Origin of the sequence: Streptomyces sennicomposti, assembly GCF_019890635.1 — a bacterium.
Taxonomy (GTDB): Bacteria; Actinomycetota; Actinomycetes; order Streptomycetales; family Streptomycetaceae; genus Streptomyces; species Streptomyces sennicomposti.
The window spans coordinates 36196-57555 of the sequence record NZ_JAIOAB010000023.1; the positions used below are offsets into that span (position 1 = coordinate 36196).

The 21360-nt window shown below is 74.7% G+C and carries 18 protein-coding genes and 1 pseudogene; 10 read left to right on the top strand and 9 right to left on the bottom strand.

Annotated elements, in window-relative coordinates; translation table 11 throughout:
• Nucleotides 1-14 precede the first annotated feature (14 nt).
• Together K7787_RS15460 and K7787_RS15465 are read right to left on the bottom strand one after the other, a co-directional pair.
• Nucleotides 15-1154: an FAD-dependent oxidoreductase gene (locus K7787_RS15460; RefSeq protein ID WP_223001762.1), complete on the bottom strand. Its 1140-nt coding sequence runs from the start codon at nt 1152-1154 to the stop codon at nt 15-17.
• A gap of 191 nt (nt 1155-1345) precedes the next feature.
• Nucleotides 1346-2035, bottom strand: a complete 690-nt coding sequence (locus K7787_RS15465) for a TetR/AcrR family transcriptional regulator (RefSeq protein ID WP_164390504.1) — start codon at nt 2033-2035, stop codon at nt 1346-1348.
• Between the two features lie 220 nt (nt 2036-2255).
• On the opposite strand from K7787_RS15465, the gene K7787_RS15470 reads away from it, so the two are divergent.
• Nucleotides 2256-3290, top strand: a complete 1035-nt coding sequence (locus tag K7787_RS15470; protein WP_169436243.1) for a LacI family DNA-binding transcriptional regulator — start codon at nt 2256-2258, stop codon at nt 3288-3290.
• Between the two features lie 263 nt (nt 3291-3553).
• On the opposite strand, the gene trxA is transcribed toward K7787_RS15470, so the two are convergent.
• Nucleotides 3554-3985, bottom strand: a complete 432-nt coding sequence (gene trxA, locus K7787_RS15475) for a thioredoxin (protein WP_372456646.1) — start codon at nt 3983-3985, stop codon at nt 3554-3556.
• A 96-nt stretch (nt 3986-4081) separates the two neighbouring features.
• Between trxA and K7787_RS15480 the strand changes: the two genes are divergently transcribed.
• Complete coding sequence (locus K7787_RS15480; protein ID WP_223001763.1) at nt 4082-5509, top strand: dihydrolipoyl dehydrogenase family protein; 1428 nt, start codon at nt 4082-4084, stop codon at nt 5507-5509.
• 10 nt (nt 5510-5519) lie between these two features.
• Here the strand turns inward: K7787_RS15480 and K7787_RS15485 are convergent, their stop codons facing one another.
• The gene (locus tag K7787_RS15485; RefSeq protein ID WP_223001764.1) at nt 5520-6167 is read right to left on the bottom strand and encodes a peptide deformylase; all 648 of its coding nucleotides are present in this window, start codon (nt 6165-6167) and stop codon (nt 5520-5522) included.
• A gap of 132 nt (nt 6168-6299) precedes the next feature.
• On the opposite strand from K7787_RS15485, the pseudogene K7787_RS15490 reads away from it, so the two are divergent.
• Nucleotides 6300-6671: pseudogene (locus K7787_RS15490) on the top strand (BlaI/MecI/CopY family transcriptional regulator); the annotation flags it as partial.
• 509 nt (nt 6672-7180) lie between these two features.
• A complete protein-coding gene (locus K7787_RS15495; RefSeq protein ID WP_223001765.1) occupies nt 7181-8173 on the top strand; it encodes a M56 family metallopeptidase in 993 nt (330 codons plus the stop codon).
• Nucleotides 8174-8296: 123 nt separating this feature from the next.
• Here the strand turns inward: K7787_RS15495 and K7787_RS15500 are convergent, their stop codons facing one another.
• Entirely contained in the window at nt 8297-8587 is a 291-nt protein-coding gene (locus tag K7787_RS15500) for a tetratricopeptide repeat protein (protein WP_197073867.1), read from the bottom strand.
• A gap of 225 nt (nt 8588-8812) precedes the next feature.
• Between K7787_RS15500 and K7787_RS15505 the strand changes: the two genes are divergently transcribed.
• On the top strand, nt 8813-9778 hold the full coding sequence (locus K7787_RS15505) for a pirin family protein (protein WP_223001766.1): 966 nt from the start codon (nt 8813-8815) through the stop codon (nt 9776-9778).
• Nucleotides 9779-9906: 128 nt separating this feature from the next.
• Here the strand turns inward: K7787_RS15505 and K7787_RS15510 are convergent, their stop codons facing one another.
• Nucleotides 9907-10851 carry an amidohydrolase family protein gene (locus K7787_RS15510; RefSeq protein WP_223001767.1) on the bottom strand — a complete coding sequence of 315 codons (945 nt, stop codon included), beginning with the start codon at nt 10849-10851 and terminating at the stop codon, nt 9907-9909.
• Between the two features lie 58 nt (nt 10852-10909).
• Between K7787_RS15510 and K7787_RS15515 the strand changes: the two genes are divergently transcribed.
• Nucleotides 10910-11440 carry a MarR family winged helix-turn-helix transcriptional regulator gene (locus K7787_RS15515; protein ID WP_164390751.1) on the top strand — a complete coding sequence of 177 codons (531 nt, stop codon included), beginning with the start codon at nt 10910-10912 and terminating at the stop codon, nt 11438-11440.
• A gap of 111 nt (nt 11441-11551) precedes the next feature.
• Here K7787_RS15515 and K7787_RS15520 read toward each other — a convergent pair whose 3' ends face one another.
• The gene (locus K7787_RS15520) at nt 11552-12481 is read right to left on the bottom strand and encodes a helix-turn-helix transcriptional regulator (RefSeq protein WP_223001768.1); all 930 of its coding nucleotides are present in this window, start codon (nt 12479-12481) and stop codon (nt 11552-11554) included.
• A gap of 179 nt (nt 12482-12660) precedes the next feature.
• Between K7787_RS15520 and K7787_RS15525 the strand changes: the two genes are divergently transcribed.
• The 3 genes from K7787_RS15525 (at nt 12661) to K7787_RS15535 (ending at nt 15490) form a co-directional block, all read left to right on the top strand.
• A complete protein-coding gene (locus K7787_RS15525) occupies nt 12661-13353 on the top strand; it encodes an SDR family oxidoreductase (RefSeq protein ID WP_223001769.1) in 693 nt (230 codons plus the stop codon).
• A 182-nt stretch (nt 13354-13535) separates the two neighbouring features.
• Complete coding sequence (locus K7787_RS15530) at nt 13536-14078, top strand: hypothetical protein (protein WP_239115906.1); 543 nt, start codon at nt 13536-13538, stop codon at nt 14076-14078.
• Nucleotides 14079-14674: 596 nt separating this feature from the next.
• Nucleotides 14675-15490 (top strand): hypothetical protein, encoded by an 816-nt coding sequence (locus K7787_RS15535; protein ID WP_223001770.1) that lies wholly within the window; start codon nt 14675-14677, stop codon nt 15488-15490.
• A gap of 47 nt (nt 15491-15537) precedes the next feature.
• On the opposite strand, the gene K7787_RS32115 is transcribed toward K7787_RS15535, so the two are convergent.
• Nucleotides 15538-16107: a helix-turn-helix domain-containing protein gene (locus K7787_RS32115; protein WP_009191798.1), complete on the bottom strand. Its 570-nt coding sequence runs from the start codon at nt 16105-16107 to the stop codon at nt 15538-15540.
• A 105-nt stretch (nt 16108-16212) separates the two neighbouring features.
• Nucleotides 16213-17931 carry an asparagine synthase-related protein gene (locus K7787_RS15545; protein ID WP_223001771.1) on the bottom strand — a complete coding sequence of 573 codons (1719 nt, stop codon included), beginning with the start codon at nt 17929-17931 and terminating at the stop codon, nt 16213-16215.
• A gap of 196 nt (nt 17932-18127) precedes the next feature.
• Between K7787_RS15545 and K7787_RS15550 the strand changes: the two genes are divergently transcribed.
• The gene (locus K7787_RS15550; RefSeq protein WP_308036368.1) at nt 18128-21346 is read left to right on the top strand and encodes an AfsR/SARP family transcriptional regulator; all 3219 of its coding nucleotides are present in this window, start codon (nt 18128-18130) and stop codon (nt 21344-21346) included.
• Nucleotides 21347-21360 lie beyond the last annotated feature (14 nt).

Genomic DNA, 21360 nt, shown 5'->3' on the forward strand with positions numbered 1-21360 from the left:
CGGCCCCGCCCGGCTCACTCGTGGCCGGCGAACATCTCCAGCAGCCCCCGCGGCGCGTCGTCCCGGAACAGCAGCTCGGCGCTGCGCGCCGAATCCGCCGCCGAGGCCTCGCTGCGCGGGAACAGCCGCTCCTCGTACGCCGCCAGCGCGGCCTCCGTGTCGTCCGGCCGGGCGGCGAGGAAGCCCGCCAGCTCGGCGCCGTCGAGCATGGCGAGGTTGGCGCCCTCGCCCGCGAACGGCGACATCAGATGCGCGGCGTCCCCCAGCAGCGTCACACCGGGCACCCGCTCCCAGCGGTGGCCGACCGGCAGGGCGTGGATCCGCCGCGGAACCAGCGCCCCGTCGGCCTCGGAGATCAGCGAGCGCAGACTCTCGTCCCAGTCGGCGAAGTGTTCCAGGACCCGCTTCTTGGCGGTCTCCGGGTCCGTGAAGTCGATGCCGTCCAGCCAGTCCTCGGGCGCCCGCAGCGCCACGTACACATGCAGGCTGCCGTCCGGCTCGCGGTGCGCGAGGAAGCCGCGGCCCGCGCCGAGCGCGAAGAAGAACCCGCCGCCCACCACCTCGGCCGCGACCGGATGCCGTACGTCGGCCGCCGGCAGGTCCACCTCCACGAACGACACCCCGGTGTAGGCGGGCCGCGCCGCCGAGACCAGCGGGCGGATCCGCGACCAGGCGCCGTCCGCGCCGACCAGCAGATCCGTGGTGAAGACGGAGCCGTCCGCGAGGCTCACCTCGTGCCGGCCGCCGCCGAGCGGGCGCGCCCCGGTGACCTTCGTGCCCCAGCGGACGGCGCCCTCGGGCAGCGAGCCGAGGAGCAGGTCGCGCAGCTCCCCGCGGTCGACCTCGGGCCGCCCGCCGGTGCCGTCGTCCGCCTCGTCCAGATGGACCACGGCGTCCTTGTCGAGCACCCGCGTGGCCTGGCCGCCCTCGTGGACCAGCCGCAGGAACCGGTCGTGCAGCCCCGCCGCCCGCAGCGCCTCCTGCCCGGAGTCCTCGTGGATGTCGAGCATGCCGCCCTGGGTGCGGGCGCCGGGGGAGGCGTCGAGGTCGAAGACGGCCGCCTCGATGCCGTGGACGTGCAGCACCCGGGCGAGGGTGAGGCCGCTGAGTCCGGCGCCGATCACGGCTATGGGGTGGTGCGGTGCGGTGGTCATGGGGATCCTCCTCGGGATCGGTCGGAAGACGGGGCAGGGGGGCGGGCGCGCGCTCTCGGTACGCGTCCTCGGTACGCGCCCTTGGGCCGCCGGCCCGCGCCCGCCGGGCGGAGCGGCGCGGTGCGTCGGGCGGCGCGGTGCGCCCCGGGCCGGGCAGGGTGGCGCGCCCCGGCCGGACAGGCTGGTGCGGCTCAGTCGGGCAGGGCGGTCCGCTCGATGCCGTTGATCAGGGCGCGCAGACCCCAGGACATGCGCTCCCCGGGCCCTCCGGAGAGCAGGGAACCGGCCTGGGCGGCGATGTGCGGATGGGTGCGGTCCGAGGCGGTGCGCAGGGCGTGCGCGAGCGCGTCCCACTCCTCGCCGCCCTCGGCGGGCGAGGACGTGTCGCGGCCGGCGTGCTCGGCGGCCGTGGCGGTGGCGAACTGGAGCAGCAGGTCCACGCCCCACGCCGCCCGTGCCGGGGCGACGCCGCACGCGGCGAGCAGCCCGAGCAGCGTCTCGATCAGGTTCAGGTAGTGCGGGCCGCTGGGCCGGGCGGTGAGCGCGGACCGGGCGAGGCTCGGATGCTCCATGAGCATCGTCGTGTACGCGATGAGCACCCGCTCCAGCTCCTCGCGCGGGTCGCCGTCCGAGGGCTCGGTCCCGACCGTGCCGAGCAGCTCGTCCAGGACGGCCGCGTGCAGTTCGGCGGTGTTGCGGACGTACACGTACAGGGAGGCGGGTCCGGTGTCGAGTTCCTGGGCCAGACGGCGCATGGTCACCTTGTCCAGGCCTTCGGCGCGCAGTACGGCGACGGCGGCGGCGACGATGCCCTCCCTGGTCAGGGCGGGTTTCGCCGGTCGCTCACGGCGGCCGCGCGGGGTGGTGGGGCGTCCTGTCATGCCTCTGAGCGTAACGAACATGTTCGTGACGAACAAGTTCGTAGCGAACGTGTTCGTCGCTCGTCCGGGTTCGCCGCCACGCCCGGACGGAAACCGGCGGAGACTCCGGACGCACCTCACCGCCCCGGAGCCGTAAGGGAGTTGGTCCATCGGCCGCCGGCCGGGACGCCCCGACCCGCCCGTCCCGCCCGCGCGGGCTTCTGCCAAGATGCGGTACGTCATGGTGCAGATTCCGAAACCCGCCGCGCCCGCGTCGACCGCACCGCACTCCGTCCCCACGAGTGCCGATGTGGCCCGCCTGGCGGGCGTCTCCCGCGCGACCGTCTCCTACGTCCTGAACAACACCGACGCCGTACGCATCAGCGAGCCGACCCGCCGCCGGGTCCGCGAGGCCGCCAAAGAACTCGGATACGTGCCGCACGCCGCCGCGCGCAGCCTCAGGGCCGGACACAGCCGGATCGTCCTGATGCCCGCCCCGGCCGTCCCGGTGGGCCCGCTGTACAGCAGGTTCATCAACGATCTCCAGTGGGCGCTGGGCCGGCTGGACTACACCGTCGTCCAGCACGGCAGCGTGGGCCTGCACGGCGACGAGGCCGCCCGCGCCTGGGCCGAGCTGCGGCCGGTCGCCGTCCTGGTGCCCGGCTCCGCGATCGGCCCCGAAGGGGTCGCGGTGCTGCGGCGCTCCGGCGCCCGCGCCGTCGTCACTCTCGGCCCCGTCGCCGTCGAGGGCGCCCACGCCCTGCTGATGGACCACGAGAGCGTCGGCCACCGGGCCGGCGCCCACCTTTACGCGCGGGGCCGGCGCCGGATCGGCGTGGTGATGCCCGCCGAACGCGGCCTGGAGCTGTTCTCCCGGCCCCGGCTGGCCGGGGTGCGCCGCGCCCTGGACGGCACCGACGGTACCGTCGTCGAACTGCCGCTCGGCTACGACGAGGCGGCCGCGGCCCGGCTCGCCGCCCGCTGGCGCGGCCTCGGCCTGGACGCGGTGTTCGCCTACAACGACGAGTACGCCATGCTGCTGATGCGCGCCCTGCAGGACGAGGGCGTCCGCATCCCCGAGGACACCGCCGTGGTCGGCGCCGACGACCTGATGCTCGGCCGGCTGCTGCGGCCCCGGCTGAGCACCGTGCACGTGGACCTGCCGGCCGGCCGCGACCTGGCCGAGCTGGTCGACCGCGCCGTACGCGACCCCGCCGCCGCGCCGGAACGCCGCCCGGTGCTCGGCGCGACGCTGGTCCACCGCGACTCCAGCTGACCCGCGCCCGGGGCGGGCTACGGGCCCTCGGCGTACGTGCCCCGCGACTCCGGCCTACGTGCCCCGCGCCCCGGCCTACGCGTCCCGCGCCCCCGGCCTACGCGTCCCGCCAGCCCCGTCGCCGGGTGCGCGTCCGCGGCTCCCGGGGTCCCCGGGGCCCGCGCCTCCGGCCCCCGGAACGCGGAACGGGGCCCCTCCCGGTACCGGGAGGGGCCCCGTTCACCACGACGCACCCATTCAGCGCGCCGGACGGCCGGTGCGCCTCACTCGCCGCCCTGCTGCCCCGCCTGCGCCTGCTGCTCGGCGACCGCCTTGCGGACCTCATCCATGTCCAGCTTGCGGGCCTGCCCGATCACATCCGCCAGTGCGGCCTCGGGCAGCGCGCCCGGCTGCGCGAACACGGCCACCTGGTCCCGGACGATCATCAGGGTCGGAATGGACTGGATGCCGAAGGCCGCCGCCAGCTCCGGCTGCGCCTCGGTGTCCACCTTCCCGAACACCAGGTCCGGGTTGTCCGCGGCGGCCTTCTCGTAGACCGGGGCGAACGAACGGCACGGCCCGCACCAGGACGCCCAGAAGTCGATGAGCACGAACTCGTTGTCCGTGACCGTCTGGTCGAAGTTCTCCTTGGTGAGCTCCACGGTGCTGCTCATGGCGTGATCCTCTTCCTGATGTCGGGTGAGCCGTCGGCACAACACGGCCGACCCCACGGACTATTCCGTGCGCGCGAAGCGCCGTCCCGCGCGCGTACCCGTGTGGCCACCGCGCACACCACCCTCCAGACTGACCCCATGACGGAAACGGAAAACATCGCCTACGACGTGGTGGTGCTCGGCGCCGGACCCGTGGGGGAGAACGTCGCCGACCGCACCCGCGCGGCCGGCCTGTCCACCGCCATCGTGGAGAGCGAACTGGTGGGCGGCGAATGCTCGTACTGGGCGTGCATGCCCAGCAAGGCACTGCTGCGGCCCATCATCGCCCGCGCCGACGCCCGCCGCCTGCCCGGCCTGAGCGAGGCGGTGCGCGGCCCCCTGGACACCGCGGCCGTCCTCGCCCGCCGCGACGAGTACACCTCCCACTGGCACGACGACGGCCAGGTCGGCTGGGTGGAGGGCATCGGCGCCGACCTGTACCGCGGACACGGCCGGCTGGCCGGTCCGCGCACGGTCACGGTCACCGCACCGGACGGCACGGTCCGCACGCTGACCGCCCGGCACGCCGTCGCCGTGTGCACCGGCACCCGCGCCCTGCTGCCCGACCTGCCCGGCATCGAGGACGTCCAGCCGTGGACCAGCCGCGAGGCGACCAGCGCCAAGGAGGTGCCGGGGCGGCTGATCGTGGTCGGCGGCGGTGTGGTGGCCGCCGAGATGGCCACCGTCTTCCAGGCCCTCGGCTCCGAGGTCACCGTCCTGGTCCGGGGCAAGGGGCTGCTGGCGCGCATGGAGCCCTTCGCCGGCGAACTGGTCGCCGACGCCCTCACCGAGGCGGGCGCCGACATCCGCACCGGCACGTCCGTGGAGTCGGTCGCCCGCGAGAACGGCGCCGTCGTGGCCGTCACCGGCTCCGGCGACCGGATCGAGGCCGACGAGATCCTCTTCGCCACCGGACGCGCCCCGCGCACCGACGACATCGGCCTCGACACCGCCGGCCTGGAGCCGGGCTCCTGGCTGCCCGTGGACGACACGCTGCGCGTCGAGGACACCGACTGGCTGTACGCGTGCGGCGACGTCAACCACCGGGCGCTCCTCACCCACCAGGGCAAGTACCAGGCGCGGATCGCGGGCGACGCCATCGGCGCCCGCGCCGCCGGCGCCCCGCTGAAGACGGACCCGTGGGGCGCCCACGCGGCCACCGCCGACCACCACGCCGTCCCGCAGGTCGTCTTCACCGACCCGGAGGCCGCCGCCGTCGGCCTGTCGCTGGCCGAGGCGGAACAGGCCGGCCACCGGGTCCGCGCCGTCGACGTGGAGATGTCCTCGGTCGCCGGCGCGGGACTGTACGGCGAGGGCTACCGGGGCCGCGCCCGCATGGTCGTCGACCTGGACGAGGGAATCCTGCGCGGGGTGACGTTCGTCGGCCCCGGCGTCGGCGAACTGCTGCACTCGGCGTCCGTCGCCGTCGCCGGGCAGATCCTCGTGGACCGGCTGTGGCACGCGGTCCCGTCCTACCCGACCATCAGCGAGGTGTGGCTGCGCCTGCTGGAGGCATACCGGGGCTGAATTCGCCTTTTCAGCCCGGGAGTTCGAAGCCGAGGGCGCGGGCGGCCGCCTCCGGGGTCGGCTGCGTCCAGCGGGCGGCCATGGCCTCGTTCGAGGCGAGCGAGCGCGGCTCGGCCCGGTCGACATACAGGACGCCGTCGAGGTGGTCGGTCTCGTGCTGCACGATACGGGCCGGCCAGCCGGTGAACACCTCGTCCACCGCACGGCCGTGCTCGTCCCGCGCGCGCAGCCGCACCTCGGCGTGGCGCGCCACCACCGCCTGCCAGCCCGGCACGCTCAGACAGCCCTCGAAGAACGCGGCCCGGCGCGCGCCGACCGGTTCGTACGACGGGTTGACCAGCACCCGGAACGGCTGCGGCACGCGCTCGCGGGCGACCCGCACCTCCTCGGGCACCGGCGCCGGGTCCTCGATCACCGCGATCCGCAGCCCCACGCCCACCTGTACGGCGGCCAGTCCCACACCCGGCGCCGTGCGCATGGTGACCCGCAGCGCCTGCACGAACCGGGCCAGCAACTCGGGCGCCAACTGCCCGTCGTACGACTCGGCGGGGCGGCGCAGCACGGGGTCGCCGGCGGAGACGATGGGCAACGGGCCGTCTGCGGCGAGGAGTTCCTCGACCTGCTCGGCAAGGGGCGTACGCGCACTCGGAGAAGCCATCGCGCCAGCATGCCACGGCCCGCCCCCCGGCCCGCCGACGCCCGCGTGAACGCGCGGCGGCGTGCCCGGCGGCGTGCCCGGTGGCGTGCAGTAGCGTGGTGCGACACGCCGACGCCGGAGGGAGACACGGACATGGTGGCGCAGCACCGGCGGGGAGCCGCCCGGCGTGGCCAGGGCCAGTTGGAGGGCCAGGTCCTCGGCGCGCTGCGCGAGGCGGACGGCCCGGTCACCGCGGCCTGGGTGCAGGAACGCCTCGGCGGCGACCTCGCCTACACCACCGTCGTCACCATCCTCACCCGGCTGCTCGCCAAGGACGTGGTCTCCCGCGAGCGCCGGGGCCGCTCCTTCGTATGGACGCCGACCGCGGACGTCGCCCGGCTCGCGGCGCTGCGGATGCGCCGCCTGCTGGACGGCGAACGCGACCGCGAGGCCGTCCTCGCCAGCTTCGTCACCGCCCTGCCCCCGGGCGACGAACAGGTACTGCGCGCCCTGCTCGACACGGCGGCCGAACCGACGGCGGACCCACCGACCACACCGCTGCCCGCGCCGGCGGACCGGGGGAGTACCGGGGCGGCGGGCCGGACGGAGGCCGAGGCGGCGGGCCGGACGGAGGCCGAGGCGGCGGGCCGGGCGAGTGCCGAGGCGGCGGGCCGGACGGCGGACGAGGCGGGCGACCGAGCGGTCGGGACGGCGGCCGAGGCGGGCGGCCTGGTCGTCCGGACGGAGGACGAGGCGGGCGGCCTGGTCGTCCGGACGGAGGCCGAGGCGGGCGGTCAGGTCGTCCGGACGGAGGCCGAGGCGGGCGGTCAGGTCGTCGGCACGGAGGACGAGGCGGGTGGCCGTCGCGGTGCGGCCCGCGGGGCCGAGACGGGCGGCCGCCGAGAGGAGCGCCGGTGACCGGCGGGCCGGCCCGGCGAGCGGCGCGGGCGGCGGCGGCCACGCCGATCACCCGATTGACGCCCGCCACCGCCACCGCCCCCGCCGCAGGCGACACCGTGGAGGGCTGAGACGGCGTGGGGATCTTCGTCTTTCTGCCGCTGGTGCTGCCGCTGACCGCCTGGCCGGTGGCCCGGCTGGCCGAGCTGCATCTGCATCCGCGCACCGCCACCCGGCTGCTGACCGCGGTGGCGGTGGTCATGTCCGTGTGCAGCACGCTCTGCCTCGCACTGCTCATGGTGGTCGGCACCGCGCAACTGCCCGGCAACCCGCTGCCGGACGGCTGGTCCGACCCCGAGGTGCGCGCGGCCGTCCCGTACGACGGCATCGCCGGCCGCGCGGCGATCCCCGCCCTGGCCGCGGTCGCGACGGCCTGCGGCCGCACCCTGTGGCGGCACCGGCGGGTCACCCGGCGCGCCCGGCGGGCGCTGAGCGGGCTCCCCGGTCGGCGTGTCGTCGTACTGCCCGACGACACGCCGTACGCGTACGCACTGCCCGGTGGTCCCGGTGGTCCCGGTGGTCCCGGTGGTCCCGGTGGTCCCGGTGGTCCCGGTGGTTCCGACGGTTCCGGCAGGATCGTCGTCACCACCGCCCTGCTCGCCGGTCTCCGGCCCGCCGAACGGCGCGCCCTGTTCGCGCACGAACGCGCCCACCTGGCCGCCCGGCACCACCGCCACCTGCTCGCCGTCCATCTGGCGGCCCGCGCCAACCCGTTCCTGCGCCCGCTGCGCTCCGCCGTCCTCTACACCGCCGAGCGATGGGCCGACGAGGCGGCGGCGCAGGCGGTCGGCGACCGGCGCGCGGTGGCCCGCGCGATCGGCAAGGCGGCGCTGCTGACGCCCGCTGCGCCCGCGCCCACCCTCCCCGCGCTGGCCGCCGTGGGACCGGTGCCGCGCCGCGTCGCGGCCCTGCTGGCGCCCGCGCCCGCCGTACGGCGCTGGCCACCGGTGTGCACGGCGGTCGGCGCCGCCGCGTGGGGCGCCGCGGCCGGTACGGCGGTCTCCGCGATGTCCTCGGCGAACTCCGCGGTCACCCTGTTCCTCACCCTGTACGCCGCGACGCCCCTGTGAGGTTCCCGGGGACTCACCCACCCCCAGAACCTACGTGCGCCTACGCGACCGGGGAGCCCCCAGAGCGGCCCACACGTCTCCGCGGCCCCACACGCCCCCGCGACTTACGCGCGCCGCCGGGACCTACACCTCCTCGAACTCGCCCGCGAGCGCGGAGGCGATCCGCAGATGGGTGGCGGCCTCCTCGTGCCGCCCCTGTCGCTGGAGCGTGCGGCCGAGCATCAGCCGGGCGTAGGACTCCACCGGGTCGCGCTCCACGATGAGGCGCAACTCGGCCTCGGCGCGGTGCAGTTGGGCGGAGTGGTAGTAGGCGCGCGCCAGCAGCAGCCGGGGGCCGGTCTGCTCGGGCACCTCCTCGACCAGCCCGTCCAGGACCCGCGCCGCACCGGCGTAGTTCCGGGCGTCGAAGAACATCCGGGCCCGCTCCCAGCGCTCGGCCGCGGTTCCGTGGTCGTAGTACGTCGTCGTCTTCACTTCCGACCTCCTTCGACGCCCACAACCGACCCGATTGGTTGAATATTCCACTATCACGCGAGGGTGGGCCCGGAGGCCCGGTCATCGGCAGGGCGGCCCCGACGCCGGCCCGCGCCGCGCCCGGCGCGCTGACGCGACGACCCGCGCGGGTCTAGGTTGGGACCCATGAGCAACCTTGATCGCCAGGCGGTGCCGGCGGTGTGCGGCGGCCGCGGGTTCGTGGTGGCGGAGCCCGTGCGCGAGCTCCTCAGCCCGCGCCGGGTCCAGCTCGGCGAGTCCACCGAGGTCCGCCGGCTGCTGCCCAACCTGGGCCGCCGCATGGTCGGCGCCTGGTGCTTCGTCGACCACTACGGTCCCGACGACATCGCCGACGAGCCCGGCATGCAGGTGCCGCCGCACCCGCACATGGGTCTGCAGACGGTGAGCTGGCTGAAGGAGGGCGAGGTGCTGCACCGCGACTCGACCGGCAGCCTGCAGACGATCCGCCCCGGCGAGCTGGGCCTGATGACCTCCGGCCGGGCCATCAGCCACTCCGAGGAGAGCCCCAGGCCGCACGCGCGTCTCCTGCACGGAGCGCAACTGTGGGTCGCCCTGCCCGACGCCCACCGGCACACCGACCCGCACTTCGAACACCACGCCGACCTGCCGACCGTCACGGCGCCGGGCCTGAGGGCCACGCTGCTCCTCGGGGACCTCGACGGCGCGAGGTCGCCGGGCACGGCGTACACCCCGATCGTGGGCGCCGACCTCGCGCTGTCCCGGGACGCGGACGTGCGCCTGCCCCTGGATCCGGACTTCGAGTACGCCGTCCTGTCCATGTCCGGCGAGGCCCACGTCGACGGCGTCCCGGTCCTGCCCGGCTCGATGCTCTACCTCGGCTGCGGCCGCACCGAACTCCCCCTGCGCGCCGACGCGGACGCGTCCGTGATGCTCCTGGGCGGCGAACCGTTCGAGGAGGAGCTGATCATGTTCTGGAACTGGATCGGCCGCAGCCAACAGGAGATCGAACAGGCCCGCCGCGACTGGATGGACGGGACACGATTCGGGGAGGTGAAGGGGTACGACGGGGCTCCGCTGCCGGCCCCCGAACTGCCGGCGTTGCCGCTGAAGCCGCGTGGACGGGTGCGCTGACCTGGCCAAACGCCTGGGCGTCGGCGGTGGTCGACAGGGGAGGGCTCGCCGAGTCGTGCCGCTCGTTTCGCGACCCCCGTGCACCCATGCCTCGCTGACGACGGCGGGGTGTGCGGTGGAGTGTTCGGTCAGCGGGCGAGGCGGGGGAAGAGCGCCTCGGCGTTGCGGCGGTCGACGGCCTCGGCCTGGCCCGGGGTGAAGTCCGGGTAGGTCTCCAGGAAGTGGTTGTAGTAGGAGCCGGCCTCCTGCGGCGCGAACGGCCAGTCGCTGCCGTACAGGACGTGGCCGGGCTCGGCGAAGGCGAGCAGGGCCGGCAGGGCGGAGGGACTGGCGGACAGGGCGGTGTCGAAGTAGAACCGCTTCAGGTCGCGCAGGATGTCGTCCGCCTCGCGGCTGCGGTCCACGACGGTGGAGGTCAGGCCGGAGAAGCGGTAGGCGGCGTAGGGCAGGAAACCGCCGCCGTGCGACAGGATGACGCGCACGTCGCGGTACCGGTCCATGACGCCGTTGAGCACCATGTTCAGCGCGGTGCGGGTGGTGTCGAAGACGTAGTCCGCGAGCGGGGCGGGCGTGCCGGACAGCAGCGTCATCGGGGGCTGCGCGGGGTGGACGAAGACGTTCGCCGAGCGGCGGTCCAGCTCGGCCCACAACGGCTCGAAGTCCGGGTCGCCGAGGTACTTGCCGTGGGCGTTGGACATCAGGACCACGCCGTCGGCGCCCAGGACGTCGAGCGCGTACACGGCCTCGGCGACGGCGCCGTCCACGTCGGGAAGCGGGATGCCGGCGAAGTGCCCGAAGCGGTCGGGGTGGTCCTTGACGACCTCGGCGCCGTACTCGTTGACGGCGCGGGCCAGGCCGCGGGCGTCGGCGTCGTCGCCGAGGTGGACGCCGGGCGCGGTGACGGACAGGACGCCGGTGGCGATGCCCTGGTCGTCCATCATCGCGATCGCGCTCCCGGGGCTCCAGGCCGGGATGGCCCAGCCGCCGGAGTCCAGTCCGCGCGCGGCCAGGGTCTCGGCCCAGACCGGCGGGACGATGTGCTGGTGGACGTCGATGCGTTCCGGGAAGTCCATGACTCGAAGTCTCCTAAAGATTAGCTTGCTAATGACTTCATTCGGTAAGCTAACAGCCATGGGCGAGAGGAACAAGCACGAAGCGGGCGACCACCAGGACCCGACCGGGGGCGAGGCGGGCGTCAGGGAGCTGGCGCAGGCCGCTGACCGGCTGTTCTATGCCATGCGCCGCTCACGGGCGGCCACCGTCGGGCGCTCCGGCGCCGGGCTCTCCATGGCGCAGCTCACCCTGCTGGAACCCCTGTCCGAGGACGCCGGCGGCGACGGGCTGCCGGTCGGCAAGCTCGCCGCCGTCGCCGAGGTCAGCGTCCCCACGGCCACCCGCATGCTCAAACAGCTCGAAGCGGCAGGCGTGGTCACCCGGCAGCGCTCCCCGCACGACGACCGCCAGGTCCTCGTCCGCCTCACCGCGGACGGCGCCGACCGGCTCGCGGCGATGCGGACGGAACTGCGGGCACGCCAGTCAGAGGCGCTCGCGCACTTCACGCCGCTGGAACGCCGCGAACTCGCCGCTCAGCTCCAGCGTCTCGCCGGCGTCATCGGCGACACCGTCCCGCGCCCCGGCGGGAGACAGACCGGACAGCGCTGACGCCGCTGCCGGGACCGGGGCGCCCGCACCCGCCGTGACGGCGTGATGGCCGGTCGATTTCTCTCCTACAGGACTGAGAACGCCGTGCGCCCGCCTCATGAACGCATGAGGTCAGCGGGGCGGGCGGATCGGTTTCGCAGGGGAGGTTCCCGGTGCCGTCCAACTGGCGAGGACTCTGAGGCGGTCCTCCGAGACGGTGCCGGGCTCGGCCGTGTAGACGATCAGGTCGTGGACGGCCCGTTGAGGCAGGGGCAGGTCCAGGGAGCGGAAGGTCATCTCCACACGGCCGACTTCGGGATGGTTCAGCCGCTTGACGCCTTCGTGACGGATGCGGACGTCGTGGCTGGCCCACAGGGTGCGGAAGTCGGGGCTGAGCGAGGACAGTTCGCCGACGAGGTCGCGCAGCGCCCGGTCGTGGGGTTCACGTCCGGCTTCGGCGCGGAGCACCGCGACCGTGGCTCTCGCGCCTTCCTCCCAGTCGGCGAAGAAGTCGCGGGAACCGGGGTCGAGGAAGAAGTAACGGGGGAAGTTGGCGCAGCCGCGGTCGCCGGTGGTGTCGCTGTCGAACATCGGTGAGTAAAGGGCCCTGCACAGCGCGTTGCTCGCGACGATGTCCAGACGGCCGGTGCGTACGAAGGCGGGGGCCATGGTCATGGAGTCCACCATCCACTGGACGGGAGGCGGGATCTCGACGTCCTTGCGGCGGTGCGACCTGCGGCGGGCGGGGCGAGCCGCTCTGGCCAGCTCGAGCAGATAGGTGCGCTCGTCCTCGTCGAGGAGCAAAGCCCGCGCGACCGCTTCCAGCACGTCCTCGGAGACACCGCTGATGTGGCCCTTCTCCAGCCGTGTGTACCACTCGGTGCTCACGCCGGCGAGGGCCGCGACCTCCTCGCGCCGCAGTCCCGGAACCCGGCGGCGTCGGCCGGTGGGCAGTCCGACCCGCTCCGGGACGAGCTTGGCGCGTCGGCTGACGAGGAAGCCGCGGATGTCCGAGCGGTTGTCCGTGTGACTCCCGGTGTGGTTTCCGGACGGAGGGTTCATTCGCCCACGGTACCCATGGTCCGGCCGGCGGAGAGAGGTTGCGTCTGTACCCCCCATGAACGCGACCTTCCCCGCCGCTGACGGCGCCGGTTGCATGGGGCCGGCGGACTTGAACGGCACTCCTTCACCGAGGGCCGCCGTCCGCCGTCCCCCATCCCCGCCTTAGGAGGAGCATGACCATGGCCGGCAAGACCGTATTGATCACCGGCGCGACCAGCGGTATCGGCGCCCACACCGCGCGGTTGCTCCTCGACCGCGGCCACCGCGTGGCAGTCACCGGCCGCGACCAGAGCAGACTGAAGGCGTTCCTCGACGAAGCCGGGCACCCCGACCGGCTGCTGGGTCTTGTCGCGGACGCGGCGGACTGGCAGGCCACCGAGTCGGCCGTGACCCGTACCGTGGCGCATTTCGGCGCCCTCGACGCGGCGGTGGCCAACGCCGGGTTCATGTCCGGTGACTCCATCGGGGCCGGCGACCCGACACTGTGGTCGCCCATGGTCCTCACCAACGTCCTCGGCCCCGCCCTGCTGGCCCATGCCGCTCTGCCCCATCTGGAGGCCACGGGCGGACGGCTGGTGCTCATCGGCAGCGTCGCCGGGCTGAAGAACTCTCCCGCCAATCTCTACTCGGCCACCAAGTGGGCCACCACCGGACTCGCCGAGAACCTGCGCCTGCACGCCACGACCCGCGGCATCGGTGTCACTCTGGTCAACCCCGGCATGATCGACACACCTTTCTGGCAAGGCGCCGGCGTTCCCCCCTTCGCCTTGCCTCCCCAGCCGGTCGCCGAGGCCATCTGCTTCGCCCTCGACCAGCCGGCGACCGTCGACCTCAACACCCTGACCATCCGGCCCATGGGCCAGCCCGTCTGACCACGCTCGGCCGTCACACCACGCCGCACACCCACTCGGCGCCTTCCTCCCGTGTTTTCGTCACGGGTGGGCGGGCCGGCAGTACGGCCACGACCGCCGCATCGGCTGCGCCGCCGGGGGGTGGACGCTACCGTGCCCGGAAACACGAGGACGCCGACGCGGCGTTGGGACGGATGGAGGGCATGGCCGGCCTGCGGGTCTTGATCGCCGCGGGGCGTGCTGATTGGCTGGCCGGCATGACCCGGGGTCCCGAGGTGCTGTCGCGGCTCGCGCAGGCCGTCGGCCGGTACGAGGACCAAGCCTCGTACGCCGACGGTCACGTTCGATGGTCCCTCTACCGGGCGGCGATGGACACCCCCGCCGCATGGCCGCTGTTGTTCGAGGCGGTGGCCCGGGAACCGGACGGTCCTCTGGCGTCCGCAGTCGTCGGCGACGTACTGGAACGCGTCCCGAAAGACGCACGCGAGCGATGGATAGGGCTCCTCCCGGCGGCCGTGCGCGGCTTCTCGGCGCGCCGGGCGCGGGAGCTCGCCGTGCTGGAATCCCTCGGACGGGACGACATGTCGGCAGAGGCCGTCGGTGATCTCATCGACGGCTGGTCCGACTGGCTCCAACGGAGAGCCGCCGAGGCGAGCACCGACCGGGACGTCCTGCGTGTCGTCTCTCGAAGAGGCCGGACCAAGAGGATCCGGCAGGCCGCCGTGGACGCGCTCCGGCGCGGCTGAGGCGTACTCCGCCGGCCGGGTCATGGTGTGAAGGCCACCGAGCCTTCGGACCTGCTCTCGTAAGCCTCTCGTCCGGCAGGCCTGCGGGTGGGGCACGGGGAGACGATGGGGAAGTCCGGGCCGGGGGTGGTGAGGTGGCTGAGCAGGCTGGCGAAGGCGCCGGGACACCGCCCGCGGGCCTCGGCGTCGCCCGCTGTGACGCTGGATCCCGCAGCTCCGGCTCCGCTGGTCTCGGGCCATGGTGGATCTCCCTCACGGTGACGGGCGCCCGGACCTCGACTCCCGCCGCCCTTACAGAAGACCGCGGCGCGAGCTACCGCACCCGGCCGTTCAGAGGACGACTTCCGGACCCCCGGCCCCCTCGTGGCGTCACGGGCGGCGCGGGCAGGGGCAGAACCGGGCGGAACCGGATCGGCGAGGCTCCCACGGAGGCCGCCACCGACCTCCCAGTCGCCCGCCACCGGTCCACCGACCGGTCGCCACCGCCCTCCGGTCGGCAGTTGCCGGCCTGTCGGCCAAGCCGCCGTCGGACATCGCCCCGAACGAACAGGGACGCGGGTGACCACGGTCGCCGTGCGGCTGGGACGATCGCGGGCATGACCCTCGACTGGTCCCGTCTCAACCACGCCTACGGACCCGCGTCCGACCTGCCACGGCTCTTCGCCGAGGCCGGTGATTGTGATCCCGACCTGGCCGAGGTGGCATGGGAGGACCTGTGGGCTTCTCTCTACCACCAGGGGACGGTGTACCCGGCGAGCTTCGCCGCCCTGCCCGTTCTCGCGGACATCGCCACCGGCCGTGTGCCGGGCGGGCGCCGGCAGGCCCTCGCCCTGGCCGGACGGGTCGTCACCGAGGAGCAGCAGCTTCACCCACCGGGTTACGTCCAGGGCCGCTACCCGCCCGCGGTCGCCGAGCTGCACCGGCTGACACGGGACCAGGTGACGGCGCGGCCCTTCGACGGCGACGAGGACGACTTCCTGTACTGGCTGGAGAACCTGCTGGCCTTCGAAGGGGTTCCCGTCTGGAGGCGCAACCTGCGCCGCGATGCGCAGTCCGTGGTGTGCCCCTCCTGTGCGGGGAGCCTGGAGATCGACCTCTCCCAGCAGCCGGAAGGCACTCGCCGCCGGCACGCGGACGCGCTCTTCCGGGGCCTCGGCCGTGAAGGCCCCGTACTCACCGGGGTCCGCGCGGCGGTCCCGGCGGACCTGCCGCCGATGGCGTCCCGGCTGCGCTCTCTGGCCGTCGCGGCCGGGCGACCGGCGGCCGCGGACCGTCTGACCCGCCCGTTCGGCCGCACGACGTGCCCGGACTGCGCTGCGGACTTCTCGGTGCCGGACCGGATCGTGGCCTTTGAAGCGGAGCGCTCCGCGGGCGGTCCACGACGGGCCTCTCGTGGCGCTCCCGGCGGATGAGGCCGCAGGCGGTGGAGCGCGGAGGCCGGGCGTCGGTGCGCGGTGGTTCAGATGCCCGCACCGCGCGCCGCCTGGTTCGGGTTCTCGTACTCCAGGACGTAGCCGCGCCCCCAGGCCGTGCGGATGGACAGGCCGAGCGGGCGCACCCGGCGGCGCAGGCGTTTGATGTGCAGGTCCAGGGCGTTGCGGCTGGCCTCCTTGCCGTCCTCGGACAGATGGGCGCGCAACTCCTCGCGGGCGGCGGTCCGGCCGAAGCGCTGGATCAGCACCTGGAGCAGCTGGGCCTCCCGGGGCGAGACCGCGACGGCGGCCGTTCCCATGCGCAGGATGCCGTCCTGGTCGAGATGGGGAACGGTGTGGGAGACGCCGCGCAGTTGGAGGGCGGTGATGCGGGCCTGGAAGTCCTTGGGGGTGGCCGGCATCCGGATCCAGTCCTCGCGCACGTCCGCACAGGTGGGCGGCTCGTGGTTGCGCTCGACCACGAGGAGGCGCAGCAGACCGAGCCTGCGGCACTGCTCGCGCAACTGCCTCTCGGCAGGCCACCTGAGGATGTTGACGTCCTTCTTCAGGGAAGGGTGCTGTATCTCGACGGGCGCGCTGCTGGGCGCAGCGGTCATGGCGGTACGTCCTCTCTGCGCGGGGCGGATCGGGCGGGACGGGGAGTTCCGTTCGGTTCAGGCCAGGTCGGGGCCCGCGGGCCCGGCCCGAACGGGCGAGAGGTTCTAGGGACCGGGGGCGAGCGGGGAGACGGCGGACGCCTCGCCGGCGTCCTGGGGGTAGCGGGACGGGCCGAAGAAGCGGTGCCGCCACAGCCGGTGCACCAGAAGGGCCCACAGGGTGCGCGCCACCAGGGCGGTCGGCTGCATGCGCTGCCTGGCGAAGAGGGCGGCGACCCGGTCCGGACGGAGCCGGCCGTCGGCCCTGAGGTCCGCGTCCGACAGGACGTCGCGCGCCAGGTCGCCGAGGGGCCGGCCGGGGACCAGCGCGCGGGTCAGTTCCGGGCTGAAGATCTCCGGTGCGGGGCGCGGCGGGCCGAGGAGCGGCAGGCCGCGGGCGGCCTCGGCGAGCACCTGGGCGGGCCGCGGCGCTGTCGCGTCCCGGTCCGCGAGCGAGGTCGCCAGCCGGACCACCGAGGGGCGGCAGTACGGCAGCACCGGGGCCGAACGGGCCGGCGGGGGCAGGACGCGCAGGCCTTGAGCGGGCAGTACGTACCGCAGTTCGGCGGTGAGGACCCGGCGGGCCCGGCCGTGCTCCCCGTCGTTGAGCAGCTCCGTCAGGCCGGCGGGCAGGGCGGGCCCGTGGCGGCGCAGGGACGAGGCGTACTCGGCGGTGTAGAGCCGGGTCCGCAGCGCGCGCGGTACGGCGGCCAGCTGGTCCAGATAGCGGGGCACCCAGGCCAGGCCCGCCGGAGCGCTCAGCGCGTCCGCCACCCGCGGGTGACCGGCGAACAGCTCGTCGCCCCCGCCGCCGGCGACGATGGTGCGGCTGCCCGCCTCCTGGGCCGCGCTGCACAGGACGTGGGTGAGCAGCAGCTCCGGGTCGGCGTGCGGCTGGCCGAGCTGCCCCAGCGGGCGCCACAGGCGGTCGGGGACGGTGTCCGGCCGCACCTCCACCCAGTGGTGGATGGTCCGCGGCGTCCGGCCGGGCCGGGGCACCCCGGCGATGCCCCGCGCGGCGGACGGCCAGCCGCCGTGGAAGACGTGGAACGGCCGCCCCGAGGCCGCCGCGACCCTCGCCAGCAGGTCGGCGCCGGGCCGGCCGGAGGTGATCACGGCGACCGGGTCCGCGGCGGGCAGGCCGAGCAACTGCTCGTGCAGCAGGGCCCGCAGCCGGGCGCCGGGCCGCCGCGTCGGGTCGGCGCGGGCCGGCTCCGTGTCCTCCTCGGGCCGCGTCCGCAGCCGCGGCCCGTCCGGCGAGACCAGCAGGGCGGCCCCCGGCGGCAGCACCTTCACACCCCGGAACATGGTGTGCTCGCCGAGCTGAGCGCCCGCCGCGAGGTAGGCGTCCAGCGCGCCCTCGTGCTCCGCGACGTCCACCCCGGCCATGCCGAGCAGCGCGGGCAACTCCGTGGCGAACCGCACGCGTTGCTCCTCCGGCCGCCAGGTGTAGTAGAGCCGCCGCACACCGGACCGGTCGGTACAGGCCACCAGCCTGCGCGGCCCCCGGCGGTCGGCGACGACGACCGCGAACTCGCCGTCGAGCCCCCGCGCGAAGTCCGCGCCGTGGGCGAGGTACAGCGACCGCAGCAGACAGCGCAGGCCGGAGGAGGGGCGGCCGTCCCCGCCGCGCCCGGCCAGCTTCGCCCGGATCTCGGCGCTGTTGTGGATCCGGCCCTCGACCCACACGGCGATGTCGTCCGTCGCGCGGTCGGGCCGGCCGTCGGCGCGGGTGCTGAAGGATCCTCGGAGGCGATCGCCCCCCGCGGTGCCGAGCTGGCTCATCAGTGCTCCGGGAAGGTGGCTCGTACCAACGGCCGTCAATCTGGCACGGCGCGTTCCCGAACCGTTCCCGCGTCGCTCCCGGCCGCACCGAGCGCCGTTCCACGTCGGCCGGTACGCCATCTGGTGCGTCCCCGGGAACGTGTGCTCGGATGTCACGCCAAGTGACCTGGAGCACAGCACGGAAGAGGGGGTAACCGTGGAAGACGATGCCAGTCATGTCTGCGTACGACTGATCGGCTCTCTTGAATGCTGGTACGACGGGAAGCGGATCCGGCTCGGCGGTGCCATCCAGGAGCGGGTCCTGGTCATGCTGCTGCTCGAGGCGAACAGCGTGGTGTCCGTGTCCCGGCTGGTGGACGCCGCCTGGCACGACGACCCGCCGGCCACCGCCGCGCACCAGATCCGCAAGTCCGTCGCCGCGCTGCGCCGCTGCCTGCCGGGCGGCGACCGGCTCATCATCACCGAGGGGACGGGGTACCGGGCCGTCGTCCGCCCCTCCCAGACCGACCTGGGACTCTTCCTCCAGGGCCTGCGCCGCGCCCGGGCCGCCCTGGCCGACGGGCGCGCCGAGCAGGCCGCCGAGGAGCTGACCGCGGCCCTGGCCCTGTGGCGCGGCCCGGTCATGGGAGGCGACGGCGGCCGGGCCATCGCGGCCGCCTCGGCGGTCCTGGAGGAACGCCGGCTCACCGCCACCGAACAGCTCCTGGAGATCCGCCTCCGCCTCGGCCGGGCGGGCGAACTCGTCGGCGACCTCAGGGAACTCGTCGCCGCCCACCCGCTGCGCGAGACGCTGCGCGGCCTGCTGATGCTCGCCCTCCACCAGTCGGGCCGGCAGGCCGAGGCACTGGAGGAGTACGCGCACGCGCGCGCCCTGCTGGCCGAGGAACTCGGCGTCGATCCCGGGCCGCGCCTGACCGAGCTGTACGAGAACATCCTGCGGGGCGGCGCCGCCGAACTCGCGGCGTCCGGCCCCGCCCCGGCCGCCGTGCCCGCCGTCCGCGGCCCGGCCCCCGCCTGGGGAACGCTGTGCACCCTGCCCAACGACCTGACCGACTTCACCGGCCGCGACGCCGAACTCGCCTGGCTGCTGGAGCGGGGCGCGGCCGTCGGCCGGACGGCCGCCGCGGTCCTGGCCGTCGAGGGCATGGGCGGCTCCGGCAAGACGGCGCTGGCCGTCCGCGCCGCGCACGCCCTGGCCGACCGCTACCCCGACGGCCAGCTCTACGTCGACCTGCGCGGCTTCAGCTGCGAGGAGCAGCCGTCCAGCCCGGGCACGGTGCTCGACTGCCTGCTGCGCATCCTCGGCGTCCCGGGCGAGCGGATACCCGACGGCCTGGACGAACGGGTCGCGCTGTGGCGGATGCTGCTCGCCGGCCGCGAGGTGCTCCTCGTCCTCGACAACGCCGCCGACGCCGCCCAGGTGCGCCCGCTGCTGCCCGCCTCGCAGGGCTGCCTGGCCCTGGTCACCAGCCGGGTCCTGATCCACCTCGACGGCGCCGAGTGGACCGCCGTCGGCGAGATGTCCCTGGAGGACAGCGTCGCGCTGCTCGCCGAGACCGTCGGCAAGGGCCGTACCACGGCCGAACCCGAGGCCACGGCCGCGCTGGCCGAGCTGTGCGGGCGGCTTCCGCTGGCGCTGCGCATCGCCGGGGCGCGGCTGCGGCGCAGACCGCTGTGGGCGGTGCGGGACCTGGTCGAGCGGCTGCGGGACGAGGACGCCCGGCTGGACGAGCTGACCGCCGGCGACCGCAGCGTGGCGGTGGTGCTGAGCCTGTCCTTCCGGGCCCTGGCGCCCGGCACCCGGCTCGCCTTCCAGACGCTGGGGCTGCACCCGGCGCGCGACTTCGACGTCCACTCGGCCGCCGCGCTGCTCGGGACGGGCCCCAGGCAGGCCGAGACCGTGCTGGAACAGCTGGTGGACGCCCATCTGCTCCAGCCGCACGACTGCGGCTTCTACGCCTTCCACGACCTGGTGCGCAGCTTCGCCCGCCGGACCGCCGGAGCCCCGGACGGCATGGCCCCGGACGAGCGGCACGCCGCGCTGCGGCGTCTGGTCGGCTACTACTGCGTGGCCACGGACCAGGCCTGCGAGGTGCTGTTCCCCGGGCGGGTCCCGCTGCCCGCGGGCCCGTGGGAGGGGACGGACGCCCGTACGCCCGCGCTGCTGAACTGCGACCGCGCCCTGGCGTGGTTCGACCAGGAGCACTACGCCCTCCTGGAGACGGTCGCCGCCGGCCACCGGCTCGGCGCCCACCCCCAGACCGTCCATCTGGCGCGCAACACCAGCTTCTACCTCAACCTGCGCGGCAACTTCGAGGACTTCCACCGGATGGGGACGCTCGCGCTCGCCTCGGCGCGCGTCCTGGCGGACCCGAAGGGCCTGCGGATCAGCCTGAGCAATCTCGCCGTCGCCGACTGGAAACTCGGCAGGTTCGGCGAGGGCATCCGGATGGCGCAGGAGGGGCTGGAGATCGCCCGGCGGATCGGGGACCCGGCCGGCGAGGGGTTCTGCCTCGATCTGCTCGGCCTGCTGCACAGCGCGCTCGGCCATCTCGCGCAGGCGCGCCGCAACCTGGAGCAGGGCATCCGGCTGCACCGCTCGACCGGCTACGACCGCCAGCTGGCGGAGGCGCTGAGCAACCTCAGCACGGTCCAGTCCTGGCAGGGCTGCCACGAGGAGGCGGCGGCGTCGGCCGAGGAGGCGATCCGGCTCAACCGGAAGCTGGACATCCCGGAGCACGAGGCCGTCGCGTACACCGACCTGGCCGTGGCCCGCATGGGCCTGGACGATCCGGCGGGCGCCCTGGACTGCCTGCGGCGGGCGCGGGAGCTGCTCGACGGGACCCGGATGCCGGAGAACGTCGCGCTGGTGCTGGCCCTCTCGGCCGCCGCCCGCCAGCGCTGCGGGGACGGGGAACGCGCCCGCCAGGACGCCGAACGCGCGCTGTCGCTGGTCGGGTGCAAGGCGACGGTGCTGCGGCAGGCCGCCGTGGAGAACATCGTGGGCCGGTTCCACCACCACCGCGGCGAGCACCGGCGCGCCCGGGAACTGCACGAGAGGGCCTGTGAACGCGCCCTCTCCATCGAGTACCGGATGGAGGCCGCCCGCGCCCTGCACGGGATGGCCGAGGCCGAGGAGGCCCTGGGCGATCCCGTGCGGGCGGCGCGGCGGCGTCGTCAGGCGGAGGAACTGTTCACCCTGATGGGCCTCACGCCCGACGGGACCCGGCGCGCGGAACCCGGCGGCTCAGTGCCCCACCAGCCCGGGCCCCTGGTCGCCGGCGACCACCCGGTGACCGGCGCCGCCGGAGGGGTGCGCGGAGAGACCGTGGCCGGCGGCGAGGGACGCGGCGAGGAAGAGACCGGCGAGAGCGAACGCCAAGGCGGTGAACCTGACCATGGGGTGCCTTCCTGACGGAAACGGTGAAC